Raw genomic sequence first — 12,754 nt, 5'->3', positions numbered from 1 at the left:
AATGCCGAAACAGAGAAAATACCTATTTTTATTGCCTGCATTATTTGTATGCAGCAGCCTTTTTGCCCAGGTTAAAAAAAGCCAGTCTTTTCCCTATAAAAATTCAAAGTTAAGTATTGATTTAAGGGTAAAAGACCTGATTTCGAGAATGTCTCCCGAAGAAAAATTTTGGCAGTTATTCATGATTCCAGGTGATGTAACCGAACAAAATAAAAATCAGTTTAAGCACGGTATTTTTGGCTTGCAGGTAAGTGCGGCTGCACAAGGCAGTGGCAATGCACAGCAAATGTTGACCTATAATACCGCTGAAGACGGCCTATCCCTGGCTAAAAAGATTAACAAAATTCAAAAATATTTTGTTGAAGAAACCCGTTTGGGTATCCCGATTATTCCATTTGATGAAGCTTTACATGGTTTGGTGAGACAAGGGGCAACAGCTTTCCCGCAATCAATTGGTTTAGCGGCTACTTTTGATACCACTTTAGTGGGTAAGATTGGTAAGGCTATCGCCACTGAGGCCAGGGCACGTGGCTTAAGAGATCTTTTGGCGCCGGTAATTAATATGGCAACTGATGTAAGATGGGGCAGGGTAGAAGAAACCTATGGGGAAGATCCCTATCTAACAACTGTGCTGGGCCATGCTTTTATGAGCGCCATAGAAAAACAGAATATTATTGTTACACCAAAGCATTTTATTGCCAATGTAGGCGATGGTGGGCGTGATAGTTACCCCATAGAAATGGACAAACATTTGCTGGAAGAAATCCACTTTCCTGCATTTAAAGATGGTGTCAGGAATGTGGGTATCCGTTCATTAATGACCTCTTACAACAGTGTCTTTGGTTCACCTGCAACTTCCAATAAATGGTTGCTCACCACTAAGCTAAAACAGGAGTGGGGCTTTAAGGGTTTCGTCATTTCCGATGCAGGTGCAGTTGGAGGCGCCAATGTATTACATTTTACGGCTAAAGATTACAAAGATGCCACGGCGCAATCTATCAATGCCGGACTCGATGTAATTTTTCAGGTAGATTATAACCATTACAAACTTTTTCTTCCCGCTTTTTTAGATGGTAGTATTCCCAAATCGAGAATAGATGATGCCTTAACAAGGGTTTTGAAAGCCAAGTTTGAATTAGGCCTTTTCGAGCATCCTTACGTTGATGAAAGTATTGCTGAAAAGATGCTGAACGATCAAAGTAATCGCCATCTGGCCGAAGAAGCGGCTTTAAAATCTTTTGTGCTTTTAAAAAATGACCATAACACGCTGCCACTAAAAAGCGCAAAGCGTATCCTACTCTTAGGTGAGGATGCTATTGACGCGAGGTTAGGCGGCTACAGTGGCACAGGAAATAATAAGATAAATATACTGGATGGCCTGAAAAATTCGGTATCCAAAGATGTTCAGGTCAATTATTTAAAAGGTAGCAGTAGAGAACTACATTCTTATCTTCCAATTGACAGCCAGTTTCTTTCTACTAACGGAAAGGCAGGATTAAAGGGGACTTATTACAAAGGACTCGATCTGTCTGGAAAAGCAATTAAAGAAACTGACGATAAGGTTATTAATTTCAGCTGGACATTATACCCGCCTGATGATCAGTTACAACTGGATGATTACTCGGTAAGGTGGGATGGAAAGATTAAAGTGCCACAAAATGCCGATGTTAATATCGGATTGGAAGGCAATGATGGTTACCGGTTATATCTCGATAATCAATTATTGATCGATAACTGGGACAAAAAGTCTTACAATACCAAAACTGTACCTTTTCATTTCGAAAAAAATAAAGAATACGCCATTCGGGTCGAATTTTTTGAATCTAAGGGCAATGGTAAGATCAAGCTGATTTGGGATTATAATATTGCGAAATCTAACGAAATCGCCGATGCCGTAGCTGCGGCAAAAAATACTGATGTAATCGTATTTGTTGCCGGGATAAAAGAAGGAGAATTTTTAGATCGGGCGATGTTAAATCTGCCGGGTAATCAGGAAGTCTTATTGGAAAACCTTGCAAAAACAGCAAAACCTATTGTAGTACTATTAACTGGTGGAAGCGCCATCAATATGCAATCCTGGTTGAATAAGGTAAGCGCAGTTTTAAATGTGTGGTACCCTGGCGAAGCTGGAGGTACTGCCATTGCAGAGGTATTGCTGGGCAAAGTAAGTCCATCAGGCAAACTTCCAATTACTTACCCGATTGATGAATCGCAATTGCCACTGGTTTATAACCATAAGCCTACCGGTAGAGGCGATGATTACAACAACTTAAGTGGTGAGCCCCTTTTCCCATTTGGATATGGATTAAGTTATACCAACTTTTCTTATCAAGATTTGAAGTTTAACCGTAAAAGTATCACGAAAAATGAGACTGCTACAGTAAGTTTCGAGCTGAAGAATACAGGTTATTATGATGGTGATGAAGTGGTGCAATTGTATATGAGGCCGTTGATCAATAAATTGGCACAGCCCGTTCTTGCATTGAGAGGTTTCCAAAGAGTGCATCTAAAAGCCGGTGAAACCAAGTGCATTTCATTCAAACTAGATAAAGAAGTGCTTAAAACCCTTAATATTAATAATGTTTGGGAAGTAGCCCCTGGAGCATATAGAATCATGATTGGATCATCAAGCAAAGCGCTTTACTTAAAAGACAACTTAATCGTTAAGCCAAAAAAAACACCTTTATGTTTAAATATAAACCACATCATTAATAGTTGCCGCAGATCTTGGTTAAATCAGCGGCTTGTTTATTTTCGTCATTGCGAGGAGGTACGACGAAGCAATCTTACAACGATCGCAAATAGCGCGCGCTCCTTAGGGATAATTTGTTTTATAAAAATCAAAATGAATGATAGGCTTTTTAGCGAATTGTAGGTTGGGAGGAATCGTCATTCCCAACTTGATTGGGAACCACAAAAGTGCTTATGAATGCCACCAGATAAAAGCAAACCCTTATGAATAATAATCGCAATGCAAGCGATTTAAGATTCCCACCTGCGCGAGAATGACGAATCAGTCTATTGGCGTTTGTTATCCTGAGCGTAGTCGAAGGATCTTTAACTTAACTCAGCTATATCCAATTTCAACGCCAGCTCATTCAGATCTTTCACCACCACGTCAATGATCGGAATACCATTTATTTTTCTTTCCTGCTCAAATTCGTGTTCAGGCTCTCCTGGTATAATAACCTTTTTGTTGGGATCTATTGTTTTTGCGCTTTTAAAGCGTTCTATCCAATTATCTAAATGATCTTTAAATTCTGCAGCTGGCCTGAAACCATCTACGCGCATAGCACCTAAAAAATGGCCAAGTCCTTCGCCAACCGGATGAGCAGAGGGTTCTAAGAAGGCTACAAAAGGAGGTACCCACGGACCATAATTTGCGCCAGATAGTATCGCTGATAAAATATCGACCGTGGCACTCAGACCAAATCCTTTATGACTACCATGGTCTTTATCGCTTCCTAAGGGTAGGAGCGAACCACCATTTTTTAATTCGTTAGGGTCAGTTGAGTTTTTTCCGTCTTTATCCTGAACCCATCCATCCGGAACACTTTTATTTGCTCGCTGTGCAATTTCCAATTTCCCGTTTGCCGCTGCCGCTGTCGCCATATCTACAATTACCGGTGGATATTTTCCCGCCGGGAATGCATAACACATCGGATTGGTGCCCAGCAAACGTTCGTTAGCGTAAGTAGGTGCTACCAAAGGGCTCGCATTTGTCATACTGATGCCGATCATATCTCTTTCTACAGCCATTAAAGCATGGTAACCTGCTATCCCAAAATGATTGGAATTTTTTACCGATACCCAGCCGCTGCCATATTGCGCTGCTTTTTCGATGGCAACCTGCATCGCAAAGGGCGCTACAACCAATCCTAGCCCGGCATCGCCATCAATTGTTGCCGTAGTTGGGGTTTGATGTACAATTTTAATGTTTGGGGTTGCATTGATTCTTTTCTTTTCCCAAAGGCGTACGTAGCCACTTAAACGTGCAACGCCATGCGAATCGATTCCGCGTAAATCCGAGCGGATCAAAACATCGGTTGCCAAATCGGCATGCTCATCAGAACAGCCCATTTTTTTAAAGACGTTGTAGGTAAAGGTTCTAAGACTGGTTTCGGTAAAAGTGATGAAGTTCATTTTGGGTATTAAGTATCGAGTATCAAGATTGACTGCGGACTTCGGACTCCCGACTCCGGACCATTATCATGGCAACAAAACTGTAAAGTCACCGCCCAAAGGTTCAAAATTTTCTATGCAAGATGAAAGAAAATCTTCACCATAATTTACATACATGGGGGCTATATTCAAGATTCTTTCCTGCAGCGCACCATTTGGGAACAGTCTTTTCTTTACGTTATCAATCTGCAGCAATGCCGTTTCATGTTTTCTTTTCTCTGCCCTGAATAGTTTCTTTTCCAGGTTAGCCAACAAACGGTTGGCTCTTTGCTTTGCCGTATCTGCAGATACAGAAAGGGTTTTATCTATTTTATAAGCATTTAACTTAATTTGGTCGAAAATGCTATTAATGGCCCGGGTTTCATCGGCTAAACTAAGTTCGGCATTCGTATTCCGCTTTACCCAGACGTTTTTCAGTTCTTCTGCAGGGAGGAAAATATCTTCTAGCGAAAAGCCAAGTCTGTAAAGATTTTCTGCACTGCGTCTGTCTATCAGTAAAGCCGAATTACGCAGCAATAATACCGGGAAATCTATCTTATAATAGTCGAAATTTGCTTTAAGCTGCATCCAGTAAGCCACTTCAGCACCACCACCAATGTAAGCAATGTTAGGCAAAATTACTTCCTGGTACATGGGGCGCATCACCACATTCGGGCTAAACCGCTCAGGGTGAGCATCGATTTCTGCTTTTAATTCAGCTTCGGTAAAATTGATGTCGGTATGGTTCACAATATATTTGTCATCTTCAAAAATCAGGCGTTCGCGAAGATTATCAATCAGGTAAAAGAAATTAATATCACGACCGTTCACCTGTGTTTTATAACCCAGTTCTTCGAGATTTTTGGAGCTATTCTCAATATTTTTTGCACTGTTATGCTGAATAATATCTTCGGTAATGATATTTGCAAATTGCTTTTTTAATTGAGCGTCATCTGCATTTACAATTACTAAGCCATATTTCTCGAATAAGTTGTTTACTAAATACCGGGTGGCATCAGCTAAATTATCATGTTGCAAATAAGCCTGTTCTACCAGTTTGGCAATCCGTTTTCCATTTTTCGAGATGCCCAGGTATCCCTTGTATGCGGTTACTGCTGCGGCAACTGTTTTGGTACTTAATCTTCCGGTAGCACCATTGGTTTGCTGGATCCAGCTGATGTTTTTTTCATCAACACTTACATGGTTGATCTCTTCAAAATCATGATCCTCTGTCGCCATCCAATAAACCGGGACAAAGTTTTTTTTGGGATGAGCCATTTTCAGCTCGATGGCTAAATTAATGGTGGTAACAATTTTATAAATAAAATAAAGTGGACCTGTAAATAAATTTAACTGGTGACCGGTTGTTACCGTAAATGTATTATCAAGTGCTAAAAGTTCTATGTTTTTGCTAACCGATTTATTGGGCTGTAAATGCCGATATTGATCTTGCAGGACCTGAACCAAAGTAGCCCGGTTTCCGAGGAAACTTCTGTGCTCAATTGCACTGGCTAAACCCGCCATGTCAGGGCGGTAACTATAAAAAGATTTAAGTTTTTCTTCGTCGTTAATATAATCTAAAACCAGTTTTGAAAATGATCCGGTTTCCTGATAGGAAATATATTTTGCCTGCATGATGTGCGAAAGTAATGCAATTTAAGGATAATCGTTAAGTCGCACCACTATTTTACAATAGTTAAATAATTTTTGTCATGGAAGCACAGTAATCAGGATGACAATAGTCTGATTCAGTTCCGGAAAAAATGAAAAAATCATGATTCGTTTTTCGCGGATTCGTCATTTCAACCGTAGGGAGAAATATTTCTACAATATTGAGAAATCTCGCTTAAGATTTAACATTCGGGATTTCACTTCCGTAGAGATGGCGATTTTCTATCAGAGATTATTTTTTGTACGGCATATAACTCCAGGATATAGGTAACCAATGTTCGTTTTAAATACTTGTAAACGAATATAATGTTTAGAATATTTTAAATTGAATTCTTTTAAACTTGGTGTAAAAATGATAATTATATTAACCTGTATTACCCTAAACAAAAAAGCCGTCCCGAAAAATCGGAACGGCTGTAAAATATTTGGTTTTTGCTTTACCATTTTTTACGGCGTTCGCCGCTTCCACCTTCTCGGCGTGAACCTCCAGTGCTGCCACCTTTGTCTTCACGGCTACGACCAGAAAAATCTCTGAAACCGCCACCGCTGTTTCCGCCTTCACGTCTTCCTCCACCAGATCTTCTGTCGCCACCACGGTAACCACCGCCACCGCCGCCTCTGCGTTCTCCGCCGAAACCACCGCCACGTCTTTCACCGCCACCACGTCTTTCACCACCGCCATCACCGCTTTTTTCAATACGTACCTGGCGACCATTAAATTCAACTGATTTAAAGCCTTCAAAAACTTTATCTGCAACAGCATCTTCTACTTCAAAGAAAGAGAAAACGCCTTTTAAATCAATCTTACCAACGCTTTTGCCACCAATTTTACCATTATTACAGATAAAAGATAACATATCGCCACGGGTAAATTCATCTACAGAACCTAAGTTGATGAACAAACGGGTATAGCCTTCGCTACCACGTCCGCGTCTTTCGCCACGTTCACCTCTTTCGCCACGCTCATCACCAACAGCTGCATTTAAATCAGGCGCTTTAGAATAGTATTCCAAGAAACGGTTAAATTCTAATGAAGCAAAACGTTTAATCACATCCTCTTTAGACAAATCTTTAAATTCATCCATAATACGAGGGATGTATTGGTCGATTTGTTCATCGTTAACCTCTACATTATTCACTTTATGTACCAAAGAGAACAATTGTTTTTCACAAACATCAAATCCGGTAGGTAATTCAGCTTTAGTAAATTGTTTACCAATAATGCGCTCCAACTGGCGGATTTTTCCTAATTCCTTAGAGTTGATGATACAGATTGAGATACCGGTTTTACCTGCACGACCAGTACGGCCAGAGCGGTGGGTATAACTTTCAATCTCATCAGGTAAAGAATAATTGATTACGTGTGTTACATTGTTTACATCAATACCACGTGCAGCAACATCAGTAGCAATTAATAATTGCATATTACGTTCACGGAAACGCTGCATTACCTTGTCGCGTTGTTGTTGCGATAAATCACCGTGTAACGCATCTGCATTGTAACCATCTTTAATTAAATGCTCGGCAATATCCTGGGTATCTAATTTGGTTTTGCAGAAAACAACACCAAAAATATCAGGGTTAAAATCTACAATACGTTTTAAAGCAGCGTACTTATCACGTGCACGAACAATGTAATATTCGTGTTCGATGTTAACGTTACCTGTATTTTTTGTGCCCATGGTTAATTCTACAGGGTTGTCCATATAGTTTTTAGCTATACGGCGAACTTCTGATGGCATTGTAGCCGAAAATAACCAGGTTTTTTTGTCATCAGGAGTGGTTGATAAAATGTCGTTGATGTCGTCCTGGAAACCCATGTTCAACATCTCGTCAGCTTCATCAAGCACCACATATTTAACATTTGAAAAATCAATGGCTTTACGGCCAATGATATCCAACATACGGCCGGGCGTGGCCACTACGATCTGAACGCCTTGGCGTATTTCGCGTAGTTGTTGCATAATGTTCGCGCCACCGTAAACGGCAACAACGTGGGCATTAGCAATGTTTTTAGAAAAGTTTTTAAGGTCGTTAGCGATTTGTAAGCATAACTCACGGGTAGGGCATAAAATCAATGCCTGTGGTTTATTAACTTTAAAATCGATTAGTTCTAACAGCGGCAAACCAAATGCGGCTGTTTTTCCTGTTCCTGTTTGGGCCAAACCAACAAAATCATTAGTGCCTTCTAACAGTACAGGAATACTTTGCTCCTGAATCGGCGTTGGATTTTCGAATCCAAGGTCCTTTACGGCATTAACGACGTCATCACTTATCCCCAATAATTGAAATGGGTTTGTCATTCGTCTATTTATTTTTAATTGAGCCGCAAAGGTACGGTTAATATTTTGTATTTCACAGAGAATCAAGTAAATAGTTTTTTAGGCTAAATATTTGGAAATAAGGGTGAAATAAAAGGTGAGAAAAGATAAAAAGAAAACGGGCGATTTACAGGACGCAAATTACCGACTAAAAATTCATTTCAAAATCACATTAAAAACCTGATGACGTCATCAGCCGAATTTGAAAGTCGATCAGATGCGAACCATTTGATTTTAGTCTAACCCAGCCCGTAAAATTTTTTCCATCGCTTTGCCTTTGGCTAATTCATCAACCAGTTTATCTAAATAGCGTACTTGCCTGGTCAATGGATATTCAATTTCTTCAATCCGGTAACCACAAATTACACCTGTTATCAAATGCGCTTTAGGATTGATATTGGCTTGCTCAAAAAAATCTTTAAAGGTTGTTTTCTGTTGGATGTATTTTTGAAGTTGTTCTTCATCATAACCCGTTAACCATTTAATTACCAGGTGCAACTCTTCAATCGTTCTTCCTTTTTTCTCAACTTTTGTAACATAATGGGGGTAAACAGATGAAAAAGTCATTTTAGCTATTTTTTCATTATGTTCTGGCGTTACATTCATCATAGAGTTTAAATTAAACGATTAAACAAGCCCTGAAAGCCCTCGCTGCATAATAAGATTCTGCTCCGTTATGATAAGTGAAAACTTTTCCGTAGCGGTAGTCGCAAAACAAGGCGCCGCCCAGCTTTCTAATATCTGCAGGCGTTTTGATCCAGCTTGAGCTTTTACTGTCAAATTTGCCAAATTGCTGCAAATAGTGGTATTGGGTTTCAGTTAAAAGTTCAACATCCCATTCATTTGCCAAATTAACTGCGCTATCTTTTGGCTTATGTTCTTTTCTTGAGGCCAGTGCTTCTGCATCATAACACAAACTTCTACGTCCTTTCGGACTTTCGGCAGCACAATCGAAAAAAAGATAGGTGCCTGTTTTTTCATCAAAATCAACTACATCCGGTTCACCACCGGTTTCTTCCATTAGATTTAGCGCCCAGAGTTTCTGCGGATCGGCTTCTAATTTATTCTGCACATTTTGCCATTCCAGGCCTTCATGCCGGTTCCTGTTTTTTTCAAAACGGCTTTTTAGTATGTTTAGCAAGTGTTGAGTTTGATCTGTAGATAACATTTGATTCATCATGCAATTGATTAACTATCTCAACCTTTCGGCAGAACGGATTAGTCTTTCGTCTTTATTGATACCGAAGATCCCTAATACAATAAACAGGATAGCTACAGCTGGCAAATAAGCACCAATGCCAAAGCTGGCGCCTTCTATTCCCCCAGGAAGTTCTTTTGCATAAATGCTGCACCAAAAAGCAAAACCAACAATTAATATAATCGAAACAATGGCAAAGCGTTTTTGGAAACTTCTTTTTTTGTAATTAAAAATATTGATGAAACAGATAATTGCTATTGCAATATTGGCGATCAATAATGGTAAAGATACCTCAACATTTAATACCTTTCCTGTTTTCCCTTCCAGATAATGATGTAGCCCGTTGGTAAAAATCTTTGCTTCAGAACCATCAACTGTTTTTGTTGCAATGGGTAAAAATAGCATTAAAATCAAGGTTAAAACCGCTAAAAAAAACCAGATGGATTGTATTCTTTGTATCATGGACGTAAAAATATAGAAACAAAGCTAATTTTTTTAAGAAAAGAAAAAAAGATTAATGTTGCTGAATAGATGTATAAATTGAAAAAGAAACGTCAATTGCGATTGGTTTTGAAAGATTCACGCCAAACGCCCAACTCCAAACGCTTAGCTCAACGCTTTGCCCTTTGCACCTTAAACTGTACTTTTGCATCGTTTTGAGTAAAAAAAGGTATTTTATCCAATTGGCTTATGATGGCAGCTTGTACCATGGCTGGCAAACGCAACCTAATGCAATCACCGTTCAGGAGGTATTGGATAAGGCGATGTCTGTGTTCTTTCGGCAACCTGTTGAAACATTGGGCTGTGGTAGGACTGATGCAGGTGTACATGCCAAAGATTTTTATGCCCATTTTGATGTTGAGAATGTAGATGAAATTAAAGTGTTAAATGCCATTACCGGCATCAACGCCATGTTGCCCTATCAAATTGCAGCAAAACGCATCATACCGGTTCACCCCGATGCCCATGCCCGTTTTGATGCTTCAGCACGTGCTTATCAATATTATATACACTTCGAAAAAGATCCTTTTAAAATAAACAGGTCGTGGTTGGTAAAAGATCAGCTGGATGTTGAAGCAATGAACGAGGCCGCAGCTGTTTTATTAAACTATACTGATTTCTCTTGTTTCAGCAAATCGAATACCCAAACGTTTACCAATAATTGCAAGATCACTAAAGCTGTGTTTGAACGGCAGGAAGGCAGCTTGGTTTTTACCATTCAGGCTGATCGTTTTTTGCGGAACATGGTGAGGGCTATTATGGGTACTTTAGTATCAGTTGGTAAAAAAGAAATAAATTTAGCTGCTTTTAAAGCGATAATAGAAAGTAAAAACCGAAGCAAAGCCGGTCAATCGGTACCTGCATGTGGTTTATATTTAGTGAAGATAGACTATCCGTATTTCAGGTAGAAGGTCGAAGGTTTAAGGCGGAAGGTGCAGCGACCGTCAAAAAAAAGCGAAATTGCGATAAATGATAGTATAATGTAAAATTGTTAAGAAGGTGTCAGGCCTTATACCCTAAGCCTTACACCCTAAACCCAAAAAATGGCAGTTACAGGCGACGTATATAATACCGGATTACTAAAACGTATTTTTCAATATGTAAAGCCTTATCGTGCCGTGTTTGTATGGTCGGTTATTTTAACCATTTTACTTGCGGCCATTTCTCCTGTGCGTCCGTTTTTGATCAAATACACACTCGATCATTATATTTTAAACGGAAATTATTCTGGCCTGGTGAACATGACCATGTTGATGATTTTTATGCTCGTTTTGCAGAGCTTAATCCAATATAACCATACGCTGTTAACCAATACACTAGGTCAGTCTGTTATCCGCGATCTGCGGATTAATGTATTTAATCATATTACTAAGTTGCGGCTTAAGTTTTTCGATAAAACACCAATAGGACAATTAATTACCAGAACGGTTTCGGATTTGGAAACCATTGCAGATATTTTTTCAGAAGGTTTAATTTCCATGATTGGCGACAGTTTGCAGGTAGTGGTGATTGTAGGTGTAATGTTATACACTGACTGGGAGTTAAGTTTAGTTGTGCTTTTGCCCATTCCGCTGCTCATTTTAGCTACACGGAAATTTCAGAAAGCGATTAAGGTCGCCTTCCAGGAAATCAGGAATGAAGTTTCTAACCTGAATACTTTTTTGCAGGAACACATCACAGGTGTGTCTATTGTGCAGTATTTTGCCAGGGAGACACAAGAGTACCGAAAATTTTATGCCATTAACAAACGTTATCGCGATGCCAATATCCGCAGTAACTGGTATTATTCTATATTCTTTCCAGTGGTTGAGCTAATTTCGGCCATGTCTCTAGGCTTATTGGTATGGTACGGCGCAAAAAGCATTCTTTCCAAGCCGTTGGATGTTACACCTGGTACCATCACACAATTTATTATGTACCTGGGCATGGTGTTTACGCCTATCCGCCAACTGGCTGATAAATTTAATACCCTGCAAATGGGTATGGTTGGGGCAGAACGTGTTTTTAAAGTTTTAGATACCGATGAAACTACACCTGACCATGGTAAACAAAAACCTGCCAAACTGGAGGGAAATATTAAGTTCGAAAAGGTCTGGTTTGCCTACAATGATGACAGCTATGTGTTAAAAGACCTTAGTTTTGAGGTAAAAGCTGGCGAAACGGTTGCCTTGGTTGGTGCAACTGGTGCAGGCAAATCTTCTACCATTAACATCCTGAACCGTTTTTATGAGGTTAAAAAAGGAAACGTTACTGTTGATGGTATTCGTATTGAAGATTTTGAACTCGATTACCTCAGAAGCCACATTGCTACTGTACTCCAGGATGTTTTTTTGTTTTCAGACACTATTTTAAACAACATCACACTTAATAATCCCGAAATTACAATTGAGGAAGTGATTAATGCGTCGAAAAAAGTGGGTGCGCACGATTTTATCGAACGCTTGCCTGGTGGTTATCAGTATAATGTAATGGAAAGAGGAGCCACCCTTTCTGCAGGTCAGGCGCAGCTGATTTCCTTTATCCGTGCATTGGTTCATAATCCGGCGATTCTGGTATTAGATGAGGCCACCTCATCCGTAGATACGGAAACCGAATTATTAATCCAGAAAGCCATTGATAATTTAATGGAGGGCCGGACTTCAATTGTAATTGCCCACCGTCTGTCAACCATACAAAAAGCCGATCAGATTATCGTGCTCGATAAGGGCGAAATCAAAGAAAAGGGCACTCATCAACAGTTGTTAAAACTGAACGGTTATTATAAAAAGCTTTACGACCTGCAGTTCTCTTCTAAAGGGATTGCCAAAGTGTAACAATTGCGATCCAATTCTTGAAATTATTTGACCTCGTGCTCATTATCATTATTTTGCAATAGTGAGCTATAGTTCGCTAATAAGTCCCT

The 12,754-nt window shown here is 39.6% G+C and carries 9 protein-coding genes; 3 read left to right on the top strand and 6 right to left on the bottom strand.

The genetic code is table 11. The annotated features are described in order from the left end of the window. Position 1 precedes the first annotated feature (1 nt). Positions 2-2,875, top strand: a complete 2,874-nt coding sequence (locus PGN18_RS05850) for a glycoside hydrolase family 3 protein (RefSeq protein ID WP_335318465.1) — start codon at positions 2-4, stop codon at positions 2,873-2,875. A 182-nt stretch (positions 2,876-3,057) separates the two neighbouring features. Here the strand turns inward: PGN18_RS05850 and PGN18_RS05845 are convergent, their stop codons facing one another. The 6 genes from PGN18_RS05845 to PGN18_RS05820 all read right to left on the bottom strand — a co-directional run bounded on the left by PGN18_RS05845 (position 3,058) and on the right by PGN18_RS05820 (position 9,813). Then, positions 3,058-4,143, bottom strand: coding sequence for an Ldh family oxidoreductase (locus PGN18_RS05845; protein ID WP_335318464.1), 1,086 nt, complete (start codon positions 4,141-4,143; stop codon positions 3,058-3,060). A gap of 66 nt (positions 4,144-4,209) precedes the next feature. Continuing rightward, complete coding sequence (bshC, locus tag PGN18_RS05840; protein WP_335318463.1) at positions 4,210-5,796, bottom strand: bacillithiol biosynthesis cysteine-adding enzyme BshC; 1,587 nt, start codon at positions 5,794-5,796, stop codon at positions 4,210-4,212. Positions 5,797-6,269: 473 nt separating this feature from the next. Continuing rightward, positions 6,270-8,135 carry a DEAD/DEAH box helicase gene (locus PGN18_RS05835; RefSeq protein WP_335318462.1) on the bottom strand — a complete coding sequence of 622 codons (1,866 nt, stop codon included), beginning with the start codon at positions 8,133-8,135 and terminating at the stop codon, positions 6,270-6,272. 252 nt (positions 8,136-8,387) lie between these two features. Next, positions 8,388-8,759 (bottom strand): DUF2200 domain-containing protein, encoded by a 372-nt coding sequence (locus PGN18_RS05830; RefSeq protein ID WP_335318742.1) that lies wholly within the window; start codon positions 8,757-8,759, stop codon positions 8,388-8,390. 13 nt (positions 8,760-8,772) lie between these two features. After that, on the bottom strand, positions 8,773-9,330 hold the full coding sequence (locus tag PGN18_RS05825; RefSeq protein WP_442955340.1) for a DUF4256 domain-containing protein: 558 nt from the start codon (positions 9,328-9,330) through the stop codon (positions 8,773-8,775). A gap of 15 nt (positions 9,331-9,345) precedes the next feature. Continuing rightward, the gene (locus PGN18_RS05820; protein ID WP_335318460.1) at positions 9,346-9,813 is read right to left on the bottom strand and encodes a DUF4293 domain-containing protein; all 468 of its coding nucleotides are present in this window, start codon (positions 9,811-9,813) and stop codon (positions 9,346-9,348) included. A gap of 194 nt (positions 9,814-10,007) precedes the next feature. On the opposite strand from PGN18_RS05820, the gene truA reads away from it, so the two are divergent. Further along, positions 10,008-10,760, top strand: coding sequence for a tRNA pseudouridine(38-40) synthase TruA (gene truA, locus PGN18_RS05815; RefSeq protein ID WP_335318459.1), 753 nt, complete (start codon positions 10,008-10,010; stop codon positions 10,758-10,760). A 135-nt stretch (positions 10,761-10,895) separates the two neighbouring features. Beyond that, positions 10,896-12,665, top strand: a complete 1,770-nt coding sequence (locus PGN18_RS05810; RefSeq protein ID WP_335318458.1) for an ABC transporter ATP-binding protein — start codon at positions 10,896-10,898, stop codon at positions 12,663-12,665. Positions 12,666-12,754 lie beyond the last annotated feature (89 nt).

The organism is Pedobacter terrae (assembly GCF_036946585.1).
Classification (GTDB): domain Bacteria; phylum Bacteroidota; class Bacteroidia; order Sphingobacteriales; family Sphingobacteriaceae; genus Pedobacter; species Pedobacter terrae_C.
Note: the sequence above shows the minus strand (reverse complement) of the source record. Positions and strands in the feature narration are given on the sequence as shown.